The sequence below is a fragment of the Yokenella regensburgei genome (assembly GCF_003634235.1).
Classification (GTDB): domain Bacteria; phylum Pseudomonadota; class Gammaproteobacteria; order Enterobacterales; family Enterobacteriaceae; genus Yokenella; species Yokenella regensburgei.
On record NZ_RBIZ01000006.1, the window covers coordinates 193678 to 218895 of the forward strand.

The following is a 25218-nucleotide window of genomic DNA, read 5'->3' on the forward strand; positions in this document are numbered from 1 at the left end:
GGGGGCTATTTTCAGCAGGGAAATTTATGCTACGCCGTCATCGGCAGCATAACGCACTTCATACTTTGCAACATTCAGTGATTAACAATTATGCAAAATGAAAAAAAATTCTTGCGAAATGGTGATTATCTGAGCGGTTCATGCCATGAACGTTAAAACGCACAGCGGAAAATGCTGAACATATCCATAAGCAACGCGAAAAAAGAGCAATGCAAATATATAAAATTGCAATGGATAATGTCACAAAATGGTTAACTGGAGGTTATAAATCGTGTTGAGCGGGGTTTTACGTGATTTGGGGCAAGAACCTGTGTCCTTACCCCAGTCTTCTCTCTCCCATGGAAAAGGGAGGAAGGATGATAACAACGAAAAAATACGCATCACTTCGACAGGTTTTTGATCTCTTCGCAAACCTGATCAGCAGTAATCTCATACATGCACAGCGGTTTATCGTAAATGCAGGTACTACATCTGTCGATAATGTGTCCTTGAGCGCATGGGCCGCACTCTTTCTCGTTAGCAATACAGTGGCTTAACTTTCCCCAGGGAGAAAAACGATGTGCGCAGCTCGAGCCATAGAGTCCAATCACCGGTATTTTCGCTGCAGAGGCAAGATGAATGTTGCCGGAGTCGTTACCCACATACAGCGAGCATAATTTTAGAATGGCTCCGGTCTCACGAAGCGTCGTTTTGGCAATTAGATTGACAACAGGCAGCTCGGGGCCACACATTTCAATGAACTGGTTTCCCTGAACCACATCTCCCTTTGCCCCTAACAGTACGAAGATCCGTCTGTTGTCCTCGGCATAAAGTTTCTTCGCTAATTCTGCAAAATATTCTAACGGCCATTGCTTGAGAACGGAGTGCCCGGAAGAAAGCCCCAGGCAAATATAATTCCCTTCTCTACTCAACTGATACTTTAGAGTCGCTGCCAACACTTCTTCGTCTGTTAACCAGATATCAAGATCATGGCGTTCGGTTAACTGAGTGTTGAACGCTGCGTTGAGTAACTCAACGCCACGCTCCACCTCATGACGCAGCACGTTACTTCTGACCAGAGTAGTAGACAGGCGGTCAAAGCTGTAATTGAGCAAAGATTTTCGCTCTGTGGTTTTCTCAGTCCAGGCTACACGCTGGGGTGCGAGCGTAAACAAGGAGATAAATGCGGCGTTATGGTCTTCATCATACCGCGGTACTATTGTAATGTCGGGAATGTAACTAAATTCTTTGATGACGAATGATAGGGTTTTATACAGTCGGTTGATCAAACTGTATTTGAGTGAATTGCCCGGATTATAGATTTTAATCTCATCAACAATCGTTGACTTTTCGACCAGCGCGTAGCTATTTCTGTGGACAACCAGCGTAATCCTGGCATCCGGGTTTTGCATGCGTAATGACTGAAGAAAAGCGCTGTTCATCACTGTGTCACCAACTGTCTTATCAAGGCGAATAACACAGATATTTTTTTGCTGTGAGGACAGTCTTCTTTTTGTCGCCACCTGATATATCGGTTTCATGACCAACGCCAGAGACGTTGACGCATACATAAAGGACTTTATTAGCAACGTCTTAAGCGACATTCTTCTCTAACCTTGTACGTTTAAACACCCATGCAGCCTGCATGCAACTATTAATTGATTCTACCGCTATTACACCTAGTGCAGCGCCGTAGATGCCAAACAAATGTAAGAACAGATAAATGAATATAACTGACAGTGTTAGGTTAACAAAGCTGACCCACGTCATGACTTTGAAATCGCCCATTGCCAACACTGCAGATGTAAGTGATAAATTCACTGATTTAAAAATAATAGCTATACACAATAAATAAATCACAGGTAATACGGGGAGATAGTCCTGGTAAAAATGATTAACCACAAACCATGAGACCGCTATTGTCAGAGCGACAATCAGCACTCCCAGGCAGAAAAACAGTGCAATCACCTTTTTAATTCTGATGGCAAAGAATTGCATTCCTTCCATATAGTAGCGAGACAGCAAGCTATATGAGTTTGCTGAAAAAGCCCCCACAATGAACAGCGCTGGTTCCGTAATTCTCTGTGCAAAACCATATTGTGCCAGGCTGATATCCTGGAAAAAATACTTGATAAATACGATATCAAGGCGAGAGTACAGAATAGCAACCAGCATTGCGATGCCGATCGCATAGTGTCTGTGTAAGTTATTGACAACTCTCTTTAAACTTACCCACAGCACATTGTGTTTTTTGAATACTTTATATCCCAATATCGCTGCGGTAAAGAACTCACCTATTACTACACAGCTGAGAGCCGGAAGTACGGCCTTTTGACTCCAGAAAACCATGAATGCAGCAAGAATAACCACCGTCACACCGATGATAGTGACAATGATTTTATCCAGCTTTTGCTGCGCCAGATAGAAGTTAACTGAGAAATTCAGGAACATAGGACTCACTGCCATCAAACCAAACAGTGAGATATAAATGGCTGGCCACTCTGGGTTACTGTATTTGAATATAGAAAAATAGAGAAGGAATATTAGAACTGCAGATAGCAACTTTTGTGTCATTGATTTAGACAAGATTTTGTCTATTTCTTTCTCATCCTGGGTTTGACTTATACATTTAATGGTATAATTATCAAGACCCATATCAGCAATAACACGAAATATTTCGGTACATGCCATTAAAAAAGCCAGCATCCCGAATATACTTTGATCCGCAATTTTGGCTAGTAGAATAAAAGCCAGAACCCGAACACCCAACGTTGTTCCACGAACTATTAATGTCGCGAATGAATTGATAAGAATGCTGATTTTTGACATAAATTAACAGTTCTTAAGAGAACATCCCATTTGGAATTTATTCCGGGCGATAAAGCTATGCAATACCGTCTCATAATTTAGAGCACTGGCTATATTCACAGCAAACCTATCACCTGTCAAGCTTCCGACACCGGGATAGCACGGGTTTCCATATACTTATAGGAACATTACCTAAACACGTTTGACTTGTAAGATACCGTTTTCGACGCATGCAAAAAAGCCTGCTCATTGAGCAGGCTTTTCGAATTTGGTCGGTGATAGAGGATTCGAACCTCCGACCCCTTCGTCCCGAACGAAGTGCGCTACCAGGCTGCGCCAATCACCGAATGCGGGGCGCATCTTACTGCTGCGTTGTTACCCCGTCAATCCCTTAATGCTAAAAAGGCATTCGATCGCTGAGAAAGTCACCATCAACGTGCCTTTACGTCACTTTTCGCTGCATCAGGTATGTGGCACCAGTTGTTATTCTGGTTAATTCCACCGTCTGGCGAGGTGTAGCCAAGGCATCCCATCATGGTGTCATACAGCTCAACGTGGCGACGCGGTATCTTCATGTCCGCCTGTTTTTTTAGCTGCGCGAAGGCGCGGGCATGGTCCGGGCTTTCCAGATATTTGTCTGACATCCACACCAGCATCGGCACACGGAACTGCTCCGGTGGTGCAAGCTTGCGCGGCGTACCATGCAGGTGCTCCTTCTCATTAATAGACTCACCGTGGTCGGCGGCGTAGAAGACGATGGCTTTCTTATCGCGCAGCTGGTCGAACACGCGGCTGATAAAGGTATCAACGTACAATACCGAATTATCATAAGCGTTGATCAGCTCCTTCTTGCTGCACTTCTCGTTGATACCGGCACATTCCGGCTGCCACCTGGCATAGTCGCGTGTATAGCGCTGATAATAGTTATAATGCGACCCTTTGGTATGCAAAATGATCATGTGCTTACCCTGAGGGTGATCCTTCAACGACAGCGACATTTCATTCAGCAACAGCATGTCATCCACGCTTTTTCCACGGTTGCGCGGCTCGGCGCCAATCTGCTCGCGGTAGGCGATGTTGTCGGCCATGGTGTTGCTGTAGAACCAGACCTCACTCTGCATCGCGAAGAGGTCAGTACTAAAGCCCAGCTGTTTCAGTACCGCAAATACGTTCTGCTCTTTAAGGGTACGCTGTGGGTTTTCATCTGCCCCACCCTCACGTACGAACATGCAGCGCAAAGAAAGTTTGGTCGCGGTGTCGCACGACTCACCGCGCCAGGCCACCAGGTTCTTCTCCTGGGCAAGTTTTGGTGTGGTGTTGCGGTTATAACCAAGAATGCCCATGTGGTCCCAGCGGGTGGTTTCACCAATGATGAACACGACGTAGGTATCATCAAGACCACCTGCAGGGGCGTTGTAAGTGAATTTTGTCGCCGGGTTAATCAGCGAGCGATTATCTGTCGATTCATCCGCCTGCGCCCAGGCGTACAGGCCTAACGCCGAGAGCCAGTTAGACGGCAGATAGGAGTTCGCCACGACCCCGCCGTAGCTTGGCATATCCACACCCGACATCTTCTCGACCTGCTTCATCCGCTGTTCCATCAGACGAATCGGTGCCCAGACCAGTAAACCGGCCATCACCACGATGGTGACATTACGCAGACGCTGCCCGCGGGTGCGCAGCTGGCGCAGCAAGGTATAGCGGCAGCGGTTACTCCAGATGAAAAACAGCGGCGGCAGGCTTGTCGCCACCGTCCAGATGATAAGCCCCCGGCTCACCACCTCTTTAGACAGATCGATATCCGTGGTCATCACCGAAGCCACGATGCCGTAGCCAATCACCACGTTCATGAAGGTCATGTAGTAGCTTGCTGCGGCCGAAATCACCACCACCAGCGACGTCAGAACCTGCCACGGGCGACGACCAAGCAGCGACAGCAGGCGCAACAGAAAGAAGGTCACAAGGACCGAGCCAAACACTTCGATGACCGCAAAAATTCCATTTCTTGCCGTGAATTGTTCGAAATAGCCTTCCAGTCGACGGAACAGCACCGCGCCGTTCAGAAACAGGCCTATATAGACGGACAACAGCAGGCACAGACGCTGCTGAGTAAGGGACTTTATGTAATTCATGCAAGCAACCCTGGAAAAGGGAAATAAAAAAACCGACATACATGTCGAAAGTGATGCGTCGTAGTTCGTTACCCGAAACGTCCAACATCGCGGTAAGTAGACCACAGGGGTTAGAAAAAGTGGCAGCAAGAAGTGTGATTGGTGAGTGTTTTTACAAAAAGACAAGTCTTAAAAAGGATAAAACTAAATTTCAGCGGGCCGTTATCAAACAAAAAAAGCCGGCAAAGCCGGCTTTAATTCGAGGGATGAATACTCAGGCATGCGCCGGATGGAACACTTCGCTTTTTGGCTGACGGATAGTGGTCGACAGCGCCAGAGAGACTATCAGCAGGGCGAAGATGACGCAGAAGGTCACGAAGAAGCCACCGAACAGCGATGCGATAAGCGAGCCGCAGATGCTGCCGATACCGAAGCCTAAGTAAATCACGCCGTAGTTTTTCGCCAGGTTATTCAGACCGAAGAACTCACTCACCAGAGACGGGAAGACGGTGATAGTACCGCCGAAGTTGAACGCTACACAGGCAATGGCGGCGAAGAAGGTCAGCGCATTCAGCGGGGCGAACAGCAGGGCCGCCATACCGACGAGGGAGATAACCTGCCCAATGGTGATGACGCGGATGCGGGAGATTTTATCCGACAGGATGCCCAGCACCAGGCGGCCACCCAGGTTCGCGATAGAGATAACGGTAACGGCGTTGGCTGCCGTCAGCACGTCAAGGTGCACCATGCCCTGCGCGATGTCTTTCGCTACACCGATAACGTACAGGCCGCTCATGCATGCGGTCAGGAACATCACCGCCAGCATCCAGTACTGCGGCTTACGCATGGACTCAGCAAGAGTAAAGTCGGTTTCAGTTACACCGCTGCTGGTTTTCACCGGCTGATTCGGCGCATCGGTCATCAGAATCGCCCCGAAAACAATCATCACCAGCACGATAGCGCCCCAGATCATGAAGGTTTTTTCCAGGCCGACGCTGGTCAGCAGATGGCTGTCGATAAACTTGAAGCCCAGGCTGCCCAGACCGTAAGAACCGATGGAGAAAGCGGAGATAAGCCCTTTACGCTCCGGGAACCACTTCACGCAGTTGGAAAGCGTCAGCAAATAACCCGCGCCATCAGCAAGACCGACCAGCACACCGGCGCTCAGCCACAGCATCATCAGGTTGTTAGAATGGGCGGTCAGGAAAAAGCCTACACCAAGCAGAATGCCGGAGGCCATCGTGACGCGCTTCACGCCGAAACGCTCCTGCAGTTTGCCGGCAATGGAGGAGGAGATTGCCAGACCAAGGCTCAGCAGGCCAAAGGAAAAAGCGACCTGGCTTACCGGTTCGTTAAGTTTTTCAGAAAGAGGGCCATTGAACAGGCTCCAGGTGTAGACGGAACCGAGGGCGAACTGGGTAATGATGGTGCCGACGAGGGTAAGCCAGCGGACAGCATTTTTATTTGAAGGGTTCATAGCGGATGCGCCTTTATATATTCATTGGCGCTACCATAACGAAGTGCATTTCATGCCAGGGGGAAAAGGGCATGAAATGCACCCACGACGGAATGAACTGCACTCCTCACGGAATGAATGACATTGTCAAAATGCGGCGCTCACCCCAAGGATGTAGAGGTAATTATTGGTACCGGTCGCCGCGTTATCCGCCTGCGACAGTGAGGCATACGCCGCCAGATGCGGGTTTACCAGCATGTCGGCTCCCACGGTCACGTCCATCCAGTTGCCGTTCTGCTCGCCAGCGGGCGCAGGCGCACCTCGATAGAACCCAGGCTGCGACTTCCACTGATTATCACCATACTGTTGGTTGTAACTCACCTGCGCCCAGGAGCGCACGCCCCACAGCGCATCGGTATCCACGCGCCATCCAACCTTGCTGACGCTGGCGTGCCAGAGCGGATCGTTGGGACTCTCACCACTCTCGTACGCATTCCAGATCTCAGAACGAGAACCGTCATAGTGCCAGCTGGCGACCGGTCCGGTTGTCGTCCCGCTGGCAAGCGGAAAATTCCAGCCAACGCTCATCGTATGAGCCGGATCTAAAGGGCCACTATCCTGCGCATTCGTGGTGTAGCCCGACGTGACCTGGGTCGAATTTATCCGTTCGGCCAGAATATCTTCATAACGTGGTTGGTGATCGCTATCCCATGTATAACGTTCAGACGTATTACTTTGCGGGTCGATAAAGATATATTCCTGTTGCCAGGCATGCACAGAGGTAGTCAGACACATCAAGACTGATGTGCTCACCGGAGCAATAATGCCCCAGCGGCCACAGCTTTTTATTATCATCATGAAAACGACTCCAGGAAAGAGCCGAAACCGGCAGTATTGTTATTTAACGGGACGGCAAGAGTCCCTGTATTAACTATTGACTCTTTGGCATACACGTCAAGCCAGGCTGAATGAAATTTTTTGCGCTGGCGCAACGAAAAGGGAAGAAGCTATGCAACGATGCGGTTGGGTAAGTCAGGATCCTCTTTACATTGCCTATCACGACACGGAATGGGGGGTCGCACAGCGTAATGCGCAACACCTGTTCGAGATGATTTGCCTCGAAGGGCAGCAGGCGGGGCTCTCCTGGATTACCGTGCTCAAAAAGCGGGAAAACTATCGCCAGGCGTTCCATCATTTTGATCCACGGAAAGTCGCCGCCATGACCGACGAAGACGTTGAACGGCTGGTGCTGGATGCCGGTATTATCCGCCATCGCGGCAAGATTCAGGCGATCATTGGCAATGCCCGCGCGTTTCTCGCCATGGAGCAAAACGGTGAGTCTTTTGTCGAATTCGTCTGGTCGTTTGTTGATGACAAACCCATCGTCACCGCTGCCGCCACGCTTGCGGAAATCCCCACCTCAACCCCGGCTTCCGATGCGCTTTCTAAGGCGCTGAAAAAACGCGGCTTTAAATTTGTGGGCACGACCATCTGCTACTCCTTTATGCAAGCCTGCGGTCTGGTAAACGACCACGTCACCGGCTGCATCTGTCACCCAGGAGGCAGCAATGATCCGCGAATGGCGCCATAACGAAGATACCGCTCCGCTTCTGACGCTGTGGATGGAGAGCACCATCTACGCTCACCCGTTTATTGATATCAGTTACTGGCAGGAGAGCGAACCGCTGGTACGTGATGTCTATCTGCCCGGCGCCAGAACCTGGGTCTGGGAGGAAGAAGGCGCGGTGAAAGGGTTTGTCAGCGTAATGGACGGCCGCTACGTCGGCGCGCTGTTCGTTGCCCCCGCCTTCGAGCGCTGCGGGATTGGCGGCGCGCTGCTCAACCATGTTAAGCAGCGTTTTTCTTCCCTGAGCCTTGAGGTATACCAGAAGAACACCCGGGCGGTGAATTTTTACCACGCGCTGGGGTTTCGCATTGAAGACAGCGCGTGGCAGGAAGAGACCCGCCACCCGACATGGATCATGCGTTGGCAGGAGGATTAAACGCCGTCAGCGCCAGCACCGGTCCCGTGTACTTCTCCAGCCACGCCAGCGCGGTATTTCCCGCGCAGCCATTGCCCAGGCGTGAGCTGGGAAGATCTTTGGTCAGCACGTTCACCGCACCATTTTTACAGATCCCCCCGGCCGCAGGCTCCAGATCCGGCCATGCCCCTTCGTGCAGGCAAATCACTCCCGGGCGAATATTCTCCGACACCACCGCCCCCGCCAGCACCTGCCCTCGTGTGTTCCACACCCGTACCAGATCGCCATCATTGATGCCCCGCGCCTGCGCATCCAGCGGATGCAGAGTGAGCGGCTCGCGATCGGCTACGGCATAGCGGCGACGAAGCGACGTACTGTTGAGCTGGCTGTGCAGACGGTGCGCCGGGTGAGCGGAAAGCAGCTGTAGCTGCCCTTGCCCGGCATTACCGTGCCATTCATCCGGTTCCAGCCACGTCGGGTGCCCCGGGCAGTCGGCATAACCGAACCCGGCAATCCGCGCCGAGTGAATTTCGATTTTGCCGCTCGGCGTCTTCAGCGGGTTCGCCTGAGGATCATCCCGGAAGGCTTCAAAGCGAACAAAACGGGCGTTCTGTTCACTTTCTGGCATCTCGATAAGCTGATTTGCCTGCCAGAAATCAGCGAAAGGCGGCAGCGCCACCTGCTGGCTGGCTCCCCGTTGGGCGGCAATGCTGTAAAACGTCTCCAGCCACTGCAGCTCACTTTTCCCCTCGGTGAAGCGCTCTCGCCCGCCGGGCTCCCAGCGTTCGCAAAGATCAGCGAAGACCGTAAAATCATCCCGCGCTTCATCCTGCGGTGCGACCACCTGTCGCATCGGCACCAGATGCTGGTTGCTGTAGTCGCCGGTCATGGTCAGATCGTTACGTTCAAACGAGGTCGTCGCGGGCAGCACGATATCCGCATGACGGGCCGCTGCCGTCCAGAAACACTCTGAGATAACGACCAGCTCCGGTTTCTGCCAGGCGCGGATCAAACGGTTTGTATCCTGATGATGAGTGAAGTTGGCGCCGCCTGCCCACCACAGGAAGCGGATATCCGGGAAGTGACGGTCCATACCATTGTGCTGATACGCGCCTCCCGGGTTTTCCAGTGCCTCAACAATGCGGGCAACCGGGAATTTATCCACCGCATCGCTACCACCCTGAACCACGCCCTGCATGGAGGCGAGCACCGCCGCACGACGCGTCGGGTTGCCGCCGTTGGCAAAATGATAGGAGAGGCCAAACCCGCCGCCCGGTGTGCCAATTTGCCCGAGCATGGCGGCGAGGGTGACCAGCATCCAGTGTTTTTGCTCGCCAAACTGCTGGCGCTGCATCCCCCAGCCCGCCATCAGCATGGTGGTATTTTCATGGAAAAGTTGTGCCAGTTCGCGAATTTTATCTGCACTGACGCCACAAATTTTCGCCGCCCACTCGGCGGTTTTCGCTGTACCGTCCTGGCGGCCGGTCAGATACCCGGCAAAAACCTCATAACCAGTGGTACAGCGGGCGAGAAACTCGCTGTCGTGCCAGCCCTGCTCCTGCAGCGTGTGGGCGATGCCGAGCATCAACGCCACGTCGGTGCCCATGTGCGGCGCAATCCACTCCCCCGCCTCGGCGAAGAACTCAGCCGTTTCCGAGCGCATGGGGTCGATACAAATAATCCGTTTGCCGCTCTGACGCAGCTTATCGAACCACGGGATCCCCTGTTCATCGGAGGCATTCCACGCAATTTTTAGCGTATTGAGCGGGTTGGCGCTCCACAGCACCACCACGTCGCTGTGCTCCAGTATCAGAGGCCAGCTGGTCTGCTGTTGATACACCTCGTTGCCGCCCACCACGTGCGGCATGATGGCTTGCGCCGCTCCCGTGGAGTAATCCCCCAGATGGCCGGTATAGCCGCCGGCCAGGCTCATATAGCGCTGGAGTAACGTCGCGGCTTTATGCAGCACACCGTTGGAGCGCCAGCCATAGGAGCCGGCGAAAATCGACGCCGGGCCGAAATTCTGGCGGATACGCATATGCTGGGCATGGATGAGATCCAGTGCTTCATCCCAGCTCACCCGCACAAACTCATCCTGTCCACGCACACCCTGCGGACTGTCTGGTGACGCCAGAAATCCTTTTCGCACCATCGGATAACGAATACGGGTCTTGCTGTGTACCTGGTCACGCACTGCGCTTTGCAGCGAATTGTTGAAGGTGCCGGGGAGTGCCCCGCGGGAGGAAAAAACGGTGTTGCCATCGGTTTCAACCAGCATAGGCCCCCAGTGGGCTGCGGTCAGTACCGTTTTGGTGGTCGATGAATGTGCCAAAAGCCGCTCCTGAATACGACGCAGGTGATGTTGTGACGGCGATGTTTTAACCACCGTTCAATTATGTTTACAAAATTCAGAGTTATCCCGGAAATTTTCTCTCTGTTCGCTAGTCATAATCCATCGCCACCCTCGCTGTGGCAAAGAATAAAAAGGATTAAAGGAACTAAGATGAAAAAACGTGTGATCATGATTGCCGCTATGGTTAGCGGCGCACTGGCTCTCTCAGGCTGCACCACCAACCCGTACACCGGCGAGCGTGAAGCGGGTAAATCCGGCATTGGTGCCGGTATTGGCTCACTGGTTGGTGCCGGTATCGGCGCGCTCTCCTCCTCGAAAAAAGACCGCGGTAAAGGCGCTCTGATTGGCGCGGCCGCAGGGGCTGCCGTCGGCGGCGGCGTCGGTTACTACATGGACGTACAGGAAGCGAAACTGCGCGAGAAAATGCAGGGCACCGGCGTCAGCGTAACGCGAAACGGCGATACCATCGTGCTGAACATGCCGAACAACGTCACCTTCGACAGCAGCAGCGCAAACCTGAAACCGGCGGGCGCCAACACCCTGACCGGCGTGGCAATGGTGCTGAAAGAGTATCAAAAGACCGCCGTTAACGTTGTCGGCTATACCGACAGCACCGGTAGTAAAGACCTGAATATGCGCCTGTCACAGCAGCGTGCAGACTCCGTCGCCAGCGCCCTTATAACCCAGGGCGTTGCCGCCGGCCGCCTGCGTACCAGCGGGATGGGCCCGGCGAATCCGGTCGCCAGCAACAGCACCACCGAAGGTAAAGCACAAAACCGTCGTGTAGAAATCACGCTAAGCCCGCTGTAGTATGCTCTTTACCCGGCGGCGCTCGTCGCCGGGTCATCCGTCACTCGCCTATCTTGTTTACGGAGAATTGCATGAAGCCGTCGGTTATTTTGTATAAATCCCTCCCGGACACGCTGCTACAGCGTCTTGAACAACACGCCAACGTCACCCAGGTGCAAGACCTCAGCCCGCAGACCGTTGCTCAGCACGCTGACGCCTTCGCCAACGCCGAAGGGATGCTGGGATCCAGCGAAAAAGTCGATGCCGCGTTGCTCGATAACATGCCAGAGCTCCGCGTCGCTTCTACGATTTCCGTGGGATATGACAACTTCGACGTCGAAGCATTGAACGCGCGCCGTATTTTGCTTATGCACACCCCGACCGCACTCACGGAAACCGTGGCCGATACCCTGATGGCGCTGGTGCTCAGCACTGCCCGCCGGGTGCCGGAAGTGGCTGAACGAGTGAAAGCAGGAGAATGGACCGACAGCATCGGGCCTGACTGGTTTGGCACGGATGTGCACCATAAGACGATGGGCATTGTCGGTATGGGGCGGATCGGCATGGCGCTGGCACAGCGCGCGCACTTCGGTTTTGGCATGCCGGTTCTGTATAACGCCCGACGCCGTCACCCGGAAGCCGAGAACCGCTTCCAGGCGCGCTACTGCGACCTCGACTCGTTATTGCAGGAGGCCGATTTTGTTTGCCTGATCCTGCCGCTGACCGATGAAACTCGCCATCTCTTCGGCGCTGAGCAGTTTAAAAAGATGAAATCATCGGCCATATTCATCAACGCCGGACGCGGCCCGGTAGTCGATGAAACAGCCCTCATCGCGGCACTCAAACAGGGTGAAATTCATGCCGCCGGGCTCGACGTGTTTGAACAGGAACCGCTGGCAACAGACTCGCCGCTGCTGTCGATGCCAAACGTAGTGGCGCTGCCACATATCGGTTCCGCAACGCACGAAACCCGCTTTAGCATGGCATCCACCGCGGTGGATAATCTGATTGATGCACTGCATGGAAAGACGGAGAAGAACTGCGTGAATCCGCATGTGGCGTGAAGATAAGCACCCTCTCCCGAACGAGAGAGGGTAAATGAAGCGGATTAACGGGTCGCTTCGACCGCCGCACCCCAGGCCTGGCTAAACGCCTGGTGCTGAGAGGCCAGTGGGCCAATCAGGGTGTTGTACTGGCTTGCCTGCTGTGAAGTCGGGAACTGAATGCCGTTCGCCACAAAGCTCACCTGTGTACCCTGCTGTGCGACAAAATCGCCAACCTGGACCAGTTGCTGAGTGAAGATCTGCGCCGCCGGGATCAGCGGCTGCAGCGCATTCGCCGGGGATGTCACAACCTTGGTGTAAATCTGGTCAAATACCGGCTTCAGATCGTCTGCCTGTTTCAGAGCAGAATGCGCAGCATCGGCCTGCATTTTCGCGTTTTCCAGCTGCTGGCTGAGCACACCAAGCGAACCATTGGCCTGACGCAGCGGCTCACGCTGAGTCATGTAATCCTGCGGAACGCGGATGGCATTGACGCTATCAACGACCGGACGCAAACCTGCATCCATCGCCTGATTAACCTGCTGAGAATAGCCATAAATCACGGCATAATCAGATACAAACGGGCCGAACTGTTTTTTCTGATCCGCAGTCAGCGTCGGTAAACGCTCTCCACTACGCATCGCAGTATTCTGTAAAAAGTCGATGAACGCTTTGCGCTGATCGCCTTCTTTATCGAAACACCCACTCAGGCTAACCACCATCAATAACGCCGCAACAGGCGCAAACCAGCGAGAGCAGGACTTTCCTGTCGCCATTTTTATACTCCTTTCAGCCAATAAACGCGCAAACCGGCACACTCGTGCCTGACGCAGACAAGGATAGTCCAGGTCAGCGTTGCAAGATACCTTTTCCTGAGGTTATGCGATGTAAAAACGGCGGGTTAACGGCTTTGCCAGTTTTGTACTGAGTATTTACAAAAAAATACCACCCGAGCGTGGGCGTTGCTTTTCAGGGCATTAGGCAGCCGCCTTTTTCGCTGAATCGCATCAGGAAAGATATATCGCACGATTCGCCCCTGGCCCTGGCGATCCCAGGGAAAATAACTGGCTATGCTTACTGAGCTCTACTTTATTCACGATCCCGCAGTGTGATTCAGAGGAGTTATCAATGGAATACAAAGAGACTGAGTTTGAACTGCTGAGCAGTCTGGAACAGATTGTTTTTAAAGACGAAATACAGCCAGCTATTCTGGCGCAAGCTTCCTCTGCCTTTACCGAGTTTGAGCAGCTGCGTAAAGGCACAGGCCTTAAAACAGACGAATTTGCCAGAGCGATGGGCGTTACCGTAGCCATGGTGCAAGAGTGGGAGTCACGACGCGTAAAACCTTCCACCACCGAGCTCAACCTGATGCGCCTGATGCTGGCGAACCAGCAAATGATAAAACAATTAGCCGTTTGATTTTTAATGTATTTACCCGAAAAACAGAGCCCACATCCAGGGCTCTGTTTACGTATAAGAATAAAAAAAGTTGCTATCGTCTGCCGAACATGAGTTAATGTCGCCGGTTTGATTTACAGACCATAAAGCAGTCGAGCAGAGCAGTCCTCTCATAGGTTGTCCAATGATACCCTCGTAGTGACCTTTCCCTTTTTTGCTTCAAATCTGTAATCACTACCATCATTGCCATTTGGCATAACACTTAAATTAAAGGAAATCACTATGTCTAACAAAATGACTGGTATCGTAAAATGGTTCAACGCTGACAAAGGCTTCGGCTTCATCACTCCGGACGACGGTTCTAAAGACCTGTTCGTTCACTTCTCTGCTATCATGACTGATGGTTACAAATCTCTGGATGAAGGTCAGAAAGTTTCCTTCACCATCGAAAACGGCGCTAAAGGCCCGGCTGCTGGTAACGTAACCAACGCATAAGCCTGCCTCAGAGCCTGAATCAGGCTCTATAGCACGTAAAGATCCTCGTCATTGACGAGGATTTTTTTTGCCTGTTATTCCCTACAGCGGCCCGAAATACCAGCCCGTCTCCCGCCATTCCAGACAGTGCGTCAGCTTCAGACCTTGCAGGAAATGGTCGTCATGAGAAACCACCAGCATCGCGCCAGGAAACTCCGCCAGCGCGGCTTCGATGGCGCGGGTAGAGGTCAGGTCAAGATGGTTGGAAGGCTCGTCCAGCAGCAGAAGCTGGGTGGCATCACGCCGCCAGAGCACGCAGGCCAGCGCCGCCTTCAGCCGCTCTCCGCCGCTCAGCGCACCAAGCGGCAGGTGGACTTTATCGGCACCAAGCTGCAGTTGGGCGAGACGAGTACGCAGCATGCCCTCTTCCAGCGGCGTGTCCGCGAGGTTGAGGTGCGCCATCACCGACAGCGTTAGATCGAGCTGGCTCAGGTGCTGATCGAGCCACGCCGCCGGTACCGACAGGCGGCACTCCCCGGATAACGGTGCTTCCAGCCCCATCAACGTTCTTAAGAGCGTCGTCTTGCCGCAGCCGTTTGGGCCACGCAGCGCAATACGCATCGGCCCGTCGAGCCGCCAGGTCAGCGGCGAGGTACTGCTGTACGCCAGCTGAAGCGCCTCCAGTTCCAGCACCTGTTTCCCCGTAGCAATCTGGCTCCCCGGTAGCGTGAACATCACCGGAGTCTCCTCTTCGACCCGCTCACGGGCTTCTGCGACTGCGGCGTTGAGTTCACGATTCTGCTCCCGATGCTGGCGCAGCACGCTGCCAGGGCGCTCTTTCGCCGCCCCTTTGTACTTCACCCGCTCGAAGGACGCGATATTCAGAGTATCAACCGTGCGTAAGGTCTGGGCTGAGCGACGCTGACTGGCATCATGTTCCTTCTGCATACGCGCCCGGGTTCGCCGCCGCTCGGTGGCCGCATGTTCGAGCGCCGCACGCGCCGCCTGCTGTTCGGCATCACGCTGCTGCTGATAATCATCGTAGTTGCCACCAAAGCTGCGAAGCTGGCCGGGAGTGAGCTCGAGAATACGCGGCATCCGGGACAAGAGTTCCCGATCGTGACTGGCAATCAGCGCCCCGCCACGCCAGCACGCCAGTTTGTGGTAGAGCCACTCACGGCCCTGCTTGTCGAGATGGTTAGTCGGTTCGTCGAGCAGCAGGTAGTCCGCTCCCGACAAAAACGCTGCGCATAGCAACGCCTTCACTCGTTCGCCACCGCTCAGAGAGGTAGCGAGCCTCTGCGGCTCGAAACCACCAAGACCGGCCTCCAGAAACGCACTGTTCAGGCGTTCCTGCAGATCCCAGTGACCTTCCAGACGTTCAACGTCATCGGGCAGACTCTCGCCGGCCACAACCCGGTGCAAAGCGGCGAAAACTGCCTCGTAGCCCAGCAGCCCGGCAAGCGTCATCTGCGGCTCTACCGCATGCTGCTGCGCCACCCAGGCGTGGACGCCAAAACGTTCGATATGCCCACCAGACGGTACATCCTCGCCTGCCAGCAAGCGCAATAGCCGGGTTTTACCCACGCCGTTGCGCCCGACCAGGCCACAAAGCGAGGCTTCAAACGGTAGATTCAGCGGACCAAAAAGAACATCGCCCGTCGCAAACTGACAGGTGACCTGATGCAAAATAAAAAGGGGGGATTGCGCACAATGGGCCATAAGCACTCCTGAATGAAATCAATAACTCCCCTGCCTGCGGTCTGCCGCTTAGCAAGGATTCGAATTCAGCAGGTGTGTTTGTCCATTTTCAGTGTGCCTCAGTGAGACGAGGGATTCGTCGCGGCAAAGGATAGCCGTAATAGCACCAGTATTTCAACTTTGTTTTTTTGAGCGACTGGGTTACAGGCATAAAAAAACCCGCCGATTGGCGGGTTTTTAGCAGAGAACGGATTACTGCAGCAGCGAGATATCGGCTACCTGCAGGAACAGTTCACGCAGTTTTTCGAGCATAGAGAGACGGTTAATGCGCAGCTCTTTATCCTCAACGTTCACCATCACTTTCTCGAAGAACGCATCCACCGGCTCACGCAGTTCAGCCAGCTCTACCAGTGCCTCCTGGTAGCGACCTTCCGCGAAGAACGGCTCCAGCTTGTCGCGCAGCACCACAACCTGCATCGCCAGCTCGATCTCTTCCGGCTCTTTCAGCGTCGCGGCGTTAACACGCTCGTTCAGCGTTTCGTCAGATTTCGCCAGAATGTTGGAAACACGTTTGTTGGCCGCAGCCAGCGCAGATGCCGCATCCAGGGTACGGAAGTGTGACACCGCCTTCATACGTGCATCAAAGTCAGCCGGACGAGTTGGGCGACGCGCCAGCACCGCCTGAATGGTATCCACGGTGTAGCCTTCATCCTGATACCAGGCGCGGAAACGACCGAGCATGAAATCGATAACGTCATCAACCACTTTCGCGTTGGTCAGCTTGTCGCCGTACAAACGTACCGCTTCTTCGGTGAGGGTCTGCAGATCCAGCGGCAGGTTCTTCTCAACGATGATACGCAGCACGCCAAGCGCCGCACGACGCAGCGCAAACGGGTCTTTGTCGCCTTTCGGATGCTGACCGATACCGAAGATACCCGCCAGGGTATCCATCTTGTCAGCGATCGCCAGCGCACAGGCAACCGGGTTAGACGGCAGGTCATCACCGGCAAAGCGCGGCTGATACTGCTCGTTCAGCGCCACGGCCACATCTTCCGCTTCGCCATCGTGACGTGCGTAGTGCATACCCATCACACCCTGGGTGTCGGTGAACTCGAAGACCATGTTGGTCATCAGGTCACACTTGGACAACAGGCCCGCGCGGGTAGCGTGGTTAACGTCGGCGCCAGTCTGGCCAGCAATCCAGCCCGCCAGGGCCTGAATGCGGTCGGTCTTGTCGCGCAGGGTGCCCAACTGCTGCTGGAACAGCACGGTCTGCAGGCGCGGCAGGTTATCTTCCAGACGTTTTTTACGGTCGGTTTTGAAGAAGAACTCGGCATCCGCCAGACGCGGGCGCACCACTTTTTCGTTACCGGAAATAATCTGCTGCGGATCTTTGGACTCGATGTTTGCCACAAAGATGAAGTTCGGCAACAGATTGCCCGCGTTGTCGTAGACCGGGAAGTACTTCTGGTCACCTTTCATGGTGTACACCAGCGCTTCAGCCGGAACGGCGAGGAATTTCTCTTCGAACTTCGCGGTCAGCACCACCGGCCATTCCACCAGCGAGGTGACTTCTTCCAGCAGGCTTTCGCTCAGGTCAGCGTTACCGCCAATCTTACGCGCCGCTTCTTCAGCATCGGCTTTGATTTTGGCTTTACGCGCTTCATAGTCAGCAACGACCATGCCGCGTTTGTGCAGAATTTCAGGGTACTGATCGGCGTTGTCGATGGTGAACTCTGGCTCGCCCATAAAGCGATGACCGCGGATTACGCGATCGGACTGAATGCCCAGAATCGTTGCCGGGATCACTTTATCGCCCAGCAGCAGGGTCACGGTGTGAACCGGACGCACGAAGTGCACGTCGGAGGCACCCCAGCGCATCAGTTTCGGGATCGGCAATTTTGCCAGTGACGTTGCGACCATGTTCGGCACCAGCGCTTCAGCGCTTTCGCCTTTCACATGGGCACGATACAGCAGCCACTCACCTTTATCGGTGGTCAGACGTTCGGCCTGGTCAACGGTGATACCGCAGCCACGCGCCCAACCTTCGGCCGCTTTGCTTGGTTTACCCTCAGCGTCAAACGCCTGGGAGATCGCCGGGCCGCGTTTTTCGACTTCGCGATCCGGTTGGGAAGCGGCAAGGTTAGCCACTTTCAGCGCCAGGCGACGCGGAGCCGCAAACCATTCAACATTGCCGTGCGCAATGCCAGCGTTATCCAGCTCTGCCGTAAAGTTAGCCGCAAAGGATTCAGCCAGGTTGCGCAGTGCTTTTGGTGGCAGCTCTTCGGTGCCGATCTCCACCAGGAAAGTTTTCTCAGACATGGCCGCCTCTTATTTGTCTTTGTTGCACATCGGGAAGCCAAGGGCTTCACGGGAAGCGTAGTAAGCTTCTGCCACTGCTTTGGTCAGGGTACGGATACGCAAAATGTAGCGCTGACGTTCGGTGACGGAGATGGCCTTACGCGCATCCAGCAGGTTGAAGCTATGGGCGGCCTTCAGAATACGCTCGTAGGCAGGCAGCGGCAGCGGGTTTTCCAGCGCCAGCAGCTGCTGGGCTTCTTTCTCGTACTGCTCAAAGCAGGAGAACAGGAAGTCGACATCCGCGTATTCGAAGTTGTAAGTGGACTGCTCCACTTCGTTCTGATGGAACACGTCGCCGTAGGTGGTTTTACCCAACGGGCCGTCGCTCCAGACCAGGTCGTAAACGCTGTCTACGCCCTGAATGTACATTGCCAGACGCTCCAGACCGTAGGTGATTTCCCCGGTTACTGGTTTGCATTCCAGACCGCCCACCTGCTGGAAGTAGGTGAACTGGGTGACTTCCATACCGTTCAGCCACACTTCCCAGCCCAGACCCCAGGCACCCAGCGTCGGGTTTTCCCAGTTGTCTTCAACGAAGCGAATGTCGTGAATGGTCGGGTCCATACCCAGCTCTTTCAGGGATCCGAGGTACAGCTCCTGAATGTTGTCCGGGGAAGGTTTAATCACCACCTGGAACTGATAATAGTGCTGTAAACGGTTCGGGTTTTCGCCGTAGCGGCCGTCGGTCGGGCGGCGGGATGGCTGAACATAAGCGGTTGCCATCGGCTCTGGTCCCAACGCGCGTAAGCAGGTCATTGGGTGTGAAGTGCCGGCGCCGACTTCCATGTCCAGTGGTTGAACAATGGTGCAGCCCTGACGAGCCCAGTAATCCTGTAAGGTCAGGATCAGGCCCTGGAAGGTCCTGGTATCAAACTTTTGCATATTATTTCGTGCTGGATACGTGTGGATTTAAAGGAAGGAACCAGTATAACCGCTGGCTGCGAGATATACAGTACGAAACGGTTCTGTTTAGTGAAAATTGGGCAAAATTGCCACGAAAGGAGACCAACGCCGCGCGAAGCGGCGGGTTAGCGCATAGAAAGATGCAAAAATTGCCCGTCTGGATCAAATGAGCAGACAAAACCCTCATTGCGGGCAGTAAACCCCTGCAGTTCATAGCTCCCCTGGAACTGCTCAAAGCCGGTAACGTCGATTTTCTGTGCAGCGGTATTGTAGCGATGCGCCGCCTGGTTTTTGCACAACGACTCCATCTCAAGCGAGTGCAGCGGGCTGGCCTTCGCTTTTTGCGCTTTCTGTGGCGGCTGGTTTGCCGCACTGCATCCAGCCAGCAGCACAATAGCCAGCAGTGGAGCGAATATCTTTATCATCATCAGGCTATTGTCTTGTTATACGGCTGTTATATTTAGCAGGTCATCAAATATGCTAGAGCATTCTGCAAATACCGCACTCGCAGAACAAGAGGTGCGTGAAAAACTCAGAATATTCCAGCGAGCAACCCGCGCGATCGCCGGTCAGAAGCTGTTAACGGGACAAATGAGGATACTGGGGCACGAATGCAGTCAAAAATTAACTGGATAGATAATCTGCGAGGGATAGCCTGTCTGATGGTGGTGATGATTCATACCACCGTATGGTCGATTACCAACTCCCAGAGCGTCAGTCATCTGAGCTGGGAAGTTGCTAATTTGCTGAACTCAGCATCGCGGGTCAGCGTGCCGCTGTTCTTTATGATTTCAGGCTATCTGTTCTTTGGCGAACGCAGCGCGCGCCCGAAGCATTTTTTACGGATCGCCGCCTGTCTGCTGTTTTACAGCGCCGTTTCGCTGCTCTACATCACGCTGTTTACCCGCATCAACCCTGAGCTGTCGCTGAAGTATCTGCTGCAAAAACCGGTGTTCTACCACCTGTGGTTTTTCTTCGCCATCATCGTCATTTATCTGCTTTCGCCACTGATTCAGGTGAAAACCATCAGCGGCAAAATGTTGCTCGGCCTGATGCTGGTGATTGGGATTCTCGCGAACCCCAATACCGTTTCGCAGAAAATTGCTGGCTTTGAGTGGCTCCCCATCAATCTCTATATTAACGGCGATACGTTTTACTATGTGCTGTACGGCCTGCTGGGACGCGCCATTGGCATGATGGAAACCGAAAAAAAATCACTGACGCTGTGGTGTAGCGCGCTGTTTGTGGTGGCCGTGTTTGTCATCTCACGGGGAACGCTGCATGAGCTGCGCTGGCGCGGTAATTTTGCCGATACCTGGTATCTGTACTGCGGCCCGGCGGTGTTCGTCGCGGCGGCGGCGGCCCTGACGGTGGTCAAAAACACTCTTAACCAGCGCCCGATACCGGGCCTGGCGCTTATATCGCGCTATTCGCTGGGGATTTACGGCTTCCACGCCCTGATTATCCACGCCTTACGGGCCAACGGCCTTGAGTTTAAAACCTGGCCGGTGCTGGATATGGTGTGGATTTTTGCCGTCACTCTGGCGGGTAGCCTGCTGCTTTCCGTGCTGTTGCAGAAAGTGGATACCCGCCGGTTCGTCAGTTGATATGATCTCAGGACATCAGCGGCAGCAGCTGCTGATAGATCTTGCGGAACATTTCACGGCGCGGCGCATACTCCGCCACCCACCGCGGGTCAGGGCTATGCGCCTGCTCGAACGCTAACGACGGGAGCAGCTCAGCAAGCGGTTTGTCCGGGTTCATCGCTATCTGCGCCAGCCGCGCCGCCCCTAACGCCGGGCCGACATCACCGCCGGTACGGTATTCCAGCCGCTGGCCGCTAATGTCCGCCAGCATCTGCCGCCAGTACGGACTGCGGGCGCCACCGCCGATGAGGGTAATGCTCTCTGGCGTTACGCCACAGGCGTGTACCGCATCCATTCCGTCAGCCAGCGCGTAGCCCACCCCCTCCAGCACCGCTTTGGCAAGTTCGGCCGGGCCATGTTTGTGCGTCAGGCCAAAGAATACGCCTTTCGCCTGCGGGTTGTTATGCGGCGTGCGCTCCCCCGAGAGGTAGGGCAAAAACCACACCGGCGTCGCCGTTGTATCTGCCTTCTGCGCCGCATCGATAAGCGCGGGAACGTTTTCAAGCCCGGTGAGTTTTGCCGCCCAGTCCAGACAGGACGCCGCGCTGAGCATCACCGACATCAGGTGCCAGCGACCAGGCAATGCGTGACAGAAGCTGTGCACCGCGCTCTCCGGCTTGCTGAGAAAACCGTCGCTGACGGCGAAGTAGACGCCGGAGGTACCCAGAGAGAGCATCGCCTGCCCGGCATTCGCCATGCCAACGCCCACCGCCCCCGCCGCGTTATCACCACCACCGGCGACTACCGCAACTTCGGGCATATTCCATGCCTCTGCCACCGCAGGCAAAAGCGTGCCGGTCACCGCACTGCCTTCGAACAGCGCAGGCATATGGTCGCGATTGAGGGAGCAGGCGCTCAGCATCTCATCGCTCCAGTCGCGCGCGCCGACGTCAAGCCACATCGTGCCTGCCGCATCTGACATGTCGCTTGCAAACTCACCGGTCATTCGCAACCGCAGATAATCTTTCGGCAACAGGACCTTATCGATTTGCGCGAAAACTTCCGGCTCATGGCGCTTCACCCACAGCAGCTTCGGGGCAGTGAAACCAGGCATCATCAGGTTGCCGGTGATATCTCGCGAGCGAGGCACCTGCGCCTCAATAAGGACACACTCTTCGGCGCAGCGACCGTCGTTCCACAGGATAGCCGGGCGCAGTACCCGCTGGTCTTTATCAAGGAGCGTGGCACCGTGCATCTGTCCGGCGATCCCCAGCGCTTTTACCCCGCGCAGGGAATGTTGCTTCCCGAGGGCTTTCATGACGGCATCCGTCGCCTGCCACCACGCCAGTGGATCCTGTTCCGACCATAGCGGGTGCGGACGGGAAACCGACAGTTTTTCGCTCTGCGTGGCCAGTACTTCACCCTGCTCGTTGAGCAGAATGGCCTTCACGCCTGAGGTACCGAGATCTATCCCAATGTACATAGTGCGAATTCCTTAACAAAAACGCCCGGTAGCTGACGCTGACCGGGCTGATATTCACCTGACGTTAGCGACTTATTTGTCGAAAAGGTAATGGTTAACCAGGTTCTCTAACAGCTCCTGGTGACCGCTGTGGTGCTGCGGCGCCAGATTATGTTGCTCGGCGTAGGTTGCAAGCTCGGTCAGCGACATCTGCCCTTTGAGGATCTGCTGGCCCAGCTCACCGTTCCAGCCGGCATAACGCTTAGCAACACGCTTATCCAGCTGGCCATCTTCCACCATGCGTGCCGCCACTTTCAGCGCCAGCGCCATGGTGTCCATCGCGCCAATGTGGCCGTAGAACAGGTCATATTTATCCGTACTCTGACGACGAACTTTGGCATCAAAGTTAAGACCACCGGTGGTGAAACCGCCCGCTTTGAGGATCTCGTACATCACCAGCGCATTCTCTTCCACGCTGTTCGGGAACTGATCGGTATCCCAGCCAAGCTGTGCATCACCGCGGTTAGCGTCGACGGAGCCAAACAGCCCCAGCGCGATGGCGGTAGCAATTTCGTGGTGGAAAGAGTGGCCAGCAAGGGTCGCATGGTTCGCTTCGATGTTGAGTTTAATCTCTTTTTCGAGGCCAAACTGCTTGAGGAAACCGTACACCGTCGCCGCGTCATAGTCATACTGGTGCTTCGTCGGCTCCTGTGGTTTTGGCTCAATCAGCAGGGTGCCCTGGAAGCCGGTTTTGTGCTTGTGCTCAACAACCATCTGCATGAAGCGACCAATCTGTTCACGTTCCTGACGCAGGTCGGTATTCAGCAGGGTTTCGTAACCTTCGCGGCCGCCCCACAGCACATAGTTTTCACCGCCCAGACGATGGGTAGCATCCATCGCGGTAACCACCTGGGTAGCAGCCCAGCTGAACACTTCCGGATCCGGGTTGGTCGCGGCCCCTGCGCCATAGCGCGGATTGGTGAAGCAGTTCGCGGTACCCCACAGCAGTTTTACTCCACTCTCCTGCTGTTTTTGCGCCAGTACATCCACCATCTGGGCAAAGTTGTTGCGGTACTCTTTGAGCGAAGCGCCTTCCGGCGAGACGTCGACGTCATGGAAGCAGTAGTAAGGAACATTCAGCTTATGGAAAAACTCGAACGCCACGTCGGCTTTGCGTTTTGCCAGCGCCAGCGCGTCACCGGCCTGCTGCCATGGGCGTTCAAAAGCACCCACGCCAAACATGTCTGCCCCGTTCCAGCAGAAAGTGTGCCAGTAGCAGGCGGCAAAACGCAGGTGCTCTTCCATGCGCTTGCCCAACACCAGCTCATCCGGATTGTAGTGGCGAAACGCCAGCGGGTTTTCCGATTTTGGCCCTTCATAACGAACACGTTCGAGTTGATCGAAATAACTTTGCATAATGAACTCCATATTCAGACACGCGGCGAGAAATAAATCATGTGCTAATACTGGATTCACATTCCGGCTTGCTCAATTACGTTATTTCACACCGCTATTAAGAGAATGCACAAACGTGCGCTGGCTCGCAAAAAATGAGTGCACACCGCGGCTGTTTACTGGAATCTTGCTTCCACGTTGCAATGCAACAATAAGCTGAAACGTTTTAAAATTCGATCAGGGTCATAAATTAGCAAATAAACCAAATATCATAACGCGAAAAGAAAATGCGGTAATTGCCAGAAATCTTTTCAGTGTTAAAAATTTGCAGCGTATCAGAAGTGCATGTTTCTTTTTCGTATCGATTACTCTCCCTGCAACTACAGAAAAAAGGCATCACGATCATGAAATTAAAACATTTTTGCCTCACACTATGTGCTTCCCTCCTGCTGACCAGCCTGTCCGGCATTGCCAAAGAAGTTAAAATTGGGATGGCGATTGACGACCTCCGCCTTGAACGCTGGCAGAAAGACCGTGATATTTTTGTGAATAAAGCAAAAGAATTGGGTGCTGACGTATTTGTGCAGTCTGCAAACGGCAACGAAGAAACCCAGATGTCGCAAATTGAAAATATGATAAATCGCGGCGTCGATGTTTTAGTCATTATTCCTTATAACGGGCAGGTACTTAGCAACGTCATTAAAGAGGCCAAACAGGAAGGGATTAAAGTTCTGGCCTATGACCGAATGATCAATAACGCCGACATTGATTTTTATATCTCATTTGATAATGAAAAAGTGGGCGAAATGCAGGCCCAAAGCCTGGTTAACAAAGTCCCCCAGGGAAATTATTTCCTGATGGGTGGCTCACCGGTAGATAACAATGCCAAGTTGTTCCGTGCCGGACAGATGAAAGTCCTCAAACCTTATATTGATGACGGAAAAATTAAAATTGTCGGCGATCAGTGGGCCGACGGCTGGCTGCCAGAAAATGCGCTGAAAATTATGGAAAACGCCCTGACGGCCAACAATAATAAAATTGATGCCGTGGTAGCGTCTAACGATGCCACCGCCGGCGGGGCTATTCAGGCGCTGAGCGCACAAGGGCTTGCCGGGAAAGTGGCCATTTCTGGCCAGGATGCCGACCTCGCGGGTGTGAAACGCATTATCGCCGGCACACAAACCATGACGGTGTATAAGCCCATCACCACGCTTGCCACCACCGCTGCAGAAATTGCCGTTGAGCTTGGCAACGGTCAGCAACCTAAATCCGACGCCACGTTGAATAACGGTCTGAAAGACGTGCCTTCCCGCCTGCTGACTCCGATTGAAGTGAATAAAAACAATATTGACGACACCGTGGTGAAAGACGGTTTCCACAAAAAGAGCGATCTGTAATAGCTGATGCCCCATTGCGG

Annotated in this window: 21 protein-coding genes and 1 tRNA gene; 8 read left to right on the forward strand and 14 right to left on the reverse strand. The window is 54.0% G+C overall.

Features of this window, described 5'->3' with window-relative positions; all coding sequences use genetic code 11:
• Positions 1-380: 380 nt before the first annotated feature.
• The 6 genes from C7387_RS18925 to C7387_RS18950 form a co-directional block, all read right to left on the reverse strand.
• On the reverse strand, positions 381-1520 hold the full coding sequence (locus C7387_RS18925) for a glycosyltransferase family 9 protein (RefSeq protein WP_157248430.1): 1140 nt from the start codon (positions 1518-1520) through the stop codon (positions 381-383).
• Positions 1521-1572: 52 nt separating this feature from the next.
• Positions 1573-2808: an oligosaccharide flippase family protein gene (locus C7387_RS18930; RefSeq protein ID WP_006817691.1), complete on the reverse strand. Its 1236-nt coding sequence runs from the start codon at positions 2806-2808 to the stop codon at positions 1573-1575.
• A 248-nt stretch (positions 2809-3056) separates the two neighbouring features.
• Positions 3057-3133: transfer RNA gene (locus tag C7387_RS18935), tRNA-Pro, on the reverse strand.
• An 85-nt stretch (positions 3134-3218) separates the two neighbouring features.
• Positions 3219-4919, reverse strand: a complete 1701-nt coding sequence (gene eptB / locus C7387_RS18940) for a kdo(2)-lipid A phosphoethanolamine 7''-transferase (RefSeq protein ID WP_038253713.1) — start codon at positions 4917-4919, stop codon at positions 3219-3221.
• A gap of 253 nt (positions 4920-5172) precedes the next feature.
• Entirely contained in the window at positions 5173-6375 is a 1203-nt protein-coding gene (locus C7387_RS18945) for an L-lactate MFS transporter (RefSeq protein ID WP_120817272.1), read from the reverse strand.
• 126 nt (positions 6376-6501) lie between these two features.
• Positions 6502-7209, reverse strand: a complete 708-nt coding sequence (locus tag C7387_RS18950) for a hypothetical protein (RefSeq protein ID WP_038253831.1) — start codon at positions 7207-7209, stop codon at positions 6502-6504.
• A 154-nt stretch (positions 7210-7363) separates the two neighbouring features.
• Here C7387_RS18950 and tag point away from each other — a divergent pair, with 154 nt between their 5' ends.
• Positions 7364-7945, forward strand: coding sequence for a DNA-3-methyladenine glycosylase I (gene tag / locus C7387_RS18955; RefSeq protein WP_120817273.1), 582 nt, complete (start codon positions 7364-7366; stop codon positions 7943-7945).
• Positions 7923-8357 (forward strand): N-acetyltransferase, encoded by a 435-nt coding sequence (locus tag C7387_RS18960; RefSeq protein WP_120817274.1) that lies wholly within the window; start codon positions 7923-7925, stop codon positions 8355-8357. Before tag ends, C7387_RS18960 begins: the two co-directional genes overlap by 23 nt.
• Here C7387_RS18960 and C7387_RS18965 read toward each other — a convergent pair.
• Entirely contained in the window at positions 8335-10668 is a 2334-nt protein-coding gene (locus C7387_RS18965; RefSeq protein WP_120817275.1) for a molybdopterin guanine dinucleotide-containing S/N-oxide reductase, read from the reverse strand. The two genes, C7387_RS18960 and C7387_RS18965, sit on opposite strands and share 23 nt — an antisense overlap.
• A 171-nt stretch (positions 10669-10839) precedes the next feature.
• Here C7387_RS18965 and C7387_RS18970 point away from each other — a divergent pair, with 171 nt between their 5' ends.
• Both C7387_RS18970 and ghrB read left to right on the forward strand, forming a co-directional pair.
• On the forward strand, positions 10840-11499 hold the full coding sequence (locus tag C7387_RS18970; protein WP_038253706.1) for an OmpA family lipoprotein: 660 nt from the start codon (positions 10840-10842) through the stop codon (positions 11497-11499).
• Positions 11500-11570: 71 nt separating this feature from the next.
• Entirely contained in the window at positions 11571-12542 is a 972-nt protein-coding gene (gene ghrB, locus C7387_RS18975; RefSeq protein WP_120817276.1) for a glyoxylate/hydroxypyruvate reductase GhrB, read from the forward strand.
• A 44-nt stretch (positions 12543-12586) separates the two neighbouring features.
• On the opposite strand, the gene C7387_RS18980 is transcribed toward ghrB, so the two are convergent.
• Entirely contained in the window at positions 12587-13297 is a 711-nt protein-coding gene (locus tag C7387_RS18980) for a DUF3053 domain-containing protein (protein ID WP_038253703.1), read from the reverse strand.
• Between the two features lie 352 nt (positions 13298-13649).
• Here C7387_RS18980 and C7387_RS18985 point away from each other — a divergent pair, with 352 nt between their 5' ends.
• Together C7387_RS18985 and cspE are read left to right on the forward strand one after the other, a co-directional pair.
• Entirely contained in the window at positions 13650-13940 is a 291-nt protein-coding gene (locus tag C7387_RS18985) for an HTH-type transcriptional regulator (protein WP_006817704.1), read from the forward strand.
• A gap of 261 nt (positions 13941-14201) precedes the next feature.
• Positions 14202-14414, forward strand: coding sequence for a transcription antiterminator/RNA stability regulator CspE (gene cspE / locus C7387_RS18990; RefSeq protein WP_006817705.1), 213 nt, complete (start codon positions 14202-14204; stop codon positions 14412-14414).
• Positions 14415-14495: 81 nt separating this feature from the next.
• Here the strand turns inward: cspE and C7387_RS18995 are convergent, their stop codons facing one another.
• The 4 genes from C7387_RS18995 to C7387_RS19010 all read right to left on the reverse strand — a co-directional run bounded on the left by C7387_RS18995 (position 14496) and on the right by C7387_RS19010 (position 19786).
• Entirely contained in the window at positions 14496-16115 is a 1620-nt protein-coding gene (locus tag C7387_RS18995) for an ABC-F family ATP-binding cassette domain-containing protein (protein WP_120817277.1), read from the reverse strand.
• 231 nt (positions 16116-16346) lie between these two features.
• Positions 16347-18416, reverse strand: a complete 2070-nt coding sequence (gene glyS, locus C7387_RS19000) for a glycine--tRNA ligase subunit beta (RefSeq protein ID WP_006817707.1) — start codon at positions 18414-18416, stop codon at positions 16347-16349.
• A gap of 9 nt (positions 18417-18425) precedes the next feature.
• Positions 18426-19337 carry a glycine--tRNA ligase subunit alpha gene (gene glyQ, locus C7387_RS19005; protein WP_006817708.1) on the reverse strand — a complete coding sequence of 304 codons (912 nt, stop codon included), beginning with the start codon at positions 19335-19337 and terminating at the stop codon, positions 18426-18428.
• A gap of 146 nt (positions 19338-19483) precedes the next feature.
• The gene (locus C7387_RS19010; RefSeq protein ID WP_006817709.1) at positions 19484-19786 is read right to left on the reverse strand and encodes a YsaB family lipoprotein; all 303 of its coding nucleotides are present in this window, start codon (positions 19784-19786) and stop codon (positions 19484-19486) included.
• Between the two features lie 183 nt (positions 19787-19969).
• Here C7387_RS19010 and C7387_RS19015 point away from each other — a divergent pair, with 183 nt between their 5' ends.
• Positions 19970-20965, forward strand: coding sequence for an acyltransferase (locus C7387_RS19015; RefSeq protein ID WP_006817710.1), 996 nt, complete (start codon positions 19970-19972; stop codon positions 20963-20965).
• Between the two features lie 7 nt (positions 20966-20972).
• On the opposite strand, the gene xylB is transcribed toward C7387_RS19015, so the two are convergent.
• A complete protein-coding gene (gene xylB / locus C7387_RS19020; protein ID WP_006817711.1) occupies positions 20973-22427 on the reverse strand; it encodes a xylulokinase in 1455 nt (484 codons plus the stop codon).
• Positions 22428-22499: 72 nt separating this feature from the next.
• The gene (xylA, locus tag C7387_RS19025) at positions 22500-23822 is read right to left on the reverse strand and encodes a xylose isomerase (protein WP_038253693.1); all 1323 of its coding nucleotides are present in this window, start codon (positions 23820-23822) and stop codon (positions 22500-22502) included.
• A 383-nt stretch (positions 23823-24205) separates the two neighbouring features.
• Here xylA and xylF point away from each other — a divergent pair, with 383 nt between their 5' ends.
• On the forward strand, positions 24206-25198 hold the full coding sequence (gene xylF, locus C7387_RS19035) for a D-xylose ABC transporter substrate-binding protein (RefSeq protein WP_006817713.1): 993 nt from the start codon (positions 24206-24208) through the stop codon (positions 25196-25198).
• The last annotated feature ends 20 nt before the right edge of the window (positions 25199-25218 follow it).

Excerpts from the sequence above, each read along its gene's own strand:
- C7387_RS18925 (WP_157248430.1), bottom strand. The coding sequence starts at position 1,520 with ATGAAACCGATATATCAGGTGGCGACAAAAAGAAGACTGTCCTCACAG.
- C7387_RS18930 (WP_006817691.1), bottom strand. The coding sequence starts at position 2,808 with ATGTCAAAAATCAGCATTCTTATCAATTCATTCGCGACATTAATAGTT.
- eptB (WP_038253713.1), bottom strand. The coding sequence starts at position 4,919 with ATGAATTACATAAAGTCCCTTACTCAGCAGCGTCTGTGCCTGCTGTTG.
- C7387_RS18945 (WP_120817272.1), bottom strand. The coding sequence starts at position 6,375 with ATGAACCCTTCAAATAAAAATGCTGTCCGCTGGCTTACCCTCGTCGGC.
- C7387_RS18950 (WP_038253831.1), bottom strand. The coding sequence starts at position 7,209 with ATGATAATAAAAAGCTGTGGCCGCTGGGGCATTATTGCTCCGGTGAGC.
- tag (WP_120817273.1), top strand. The coding sequence starts at position 7,364 with ATGCAACGATGCGGTTGGGTAAGTCAGGATCCTCTTTACATTGCCTAT.
- C7387_RS18960 (WP_120817274.1), top strand. The coding sequence starts at position 7,923 with ATGATCCGCGAATGGCGCCATAACGAAGATACCGCTCCGCTTCTGACG.
- C7387_RS18970 (WP_038253706.1), top strand. The coding sequence starts at position 10,840 with ATGAAAAAACGTGTGATCATGATTGCCGCTATGGTTAGCGGCGCACTG.
- ghrB (WP_120817276.1), top strand. The coding sequence starts at position 11,571 with ATGAAGCCGTCGGTTATTTTGTATAAATCCCTCCCGGACACGCTGCTA.
- C7387_RS18980 (WP_038253703.1), bottom strand. The coding sequence starts at position 13,297 with ATGGCGACAGGAAAGTCCTGCTCTCGCTGGTTTGCGCCTGTTGCGGCG.
- C7387_RS18985 (WP_006817704.1), top strand. The coding sequence starts at position 13,650 with ATGGAATACAAAGAGACTGAGTTTGAACTGCTGAGCAGTCTGGAACAG.
- cspE (WP_006817705.1), top strand. The coding sequence starts at position 14,202 with ATGTCTAACAAAATGACTGGTATCGTAAAATGGTTCAACGCTGACAAA.
- C7387_RS18995 (WP_120817277.1), bottom strand. The coding sequence starts at position 16,115 with ATGGCCCATTGTGCGCAATCCCCCCTTTTTATTTTGCATCAGGTCACC.
- glyS (WP_006817707.1), bottom strand. The coding sequence starts at position 18,416 with ATGTCTGAGAAAACTTTCCTGGTGGAGATCGGCACCGAAGAGCTGCCA.
- glyQ (WP_006817708.1), bottom strand. The coding sequence starts at position 19,337 with ATGCAAAAGTTTGATACCAGGACCTTCCAGGGCCTGATCCTGACCTTA.
- C7387_RS19010 (WP_006817709.1), bottom strand. The coding sequence starts at position 19,786 with ATGATGATAAAGATATTCGCTCCACTGCTGGCTATTGTGCTGCTGGCT.
- C7387_RS19015 (WP_006817710.1), top strand. The coding sequence starts at position 19,970 with ATGCAGTCAAAAATTAACTGGATAGATAATCTGCGAGGGATAGCCTGT.
- xylB (WP_006817711.1), bottom strand. The coding sequence starts at position 22,427 with ATGTACATTGGGATAGATCTCGGTACCTCAGGCGTGAAGGCCATTCTG.
- xylA (WP_038253693.1), bottom strand. The coding sequence starts at position 23,822 with ATGCAAAGTTATTTCGATCAACTCGAACGTGTTCGTTATGAAGGGCCA.
- xylF (WP_006817713.1), top strand. The coding sequence starts at position 24,206 with ATGAAATTAAAACATTTTTGCCTCACACTATGTGCTTCCCTCCTGCTG.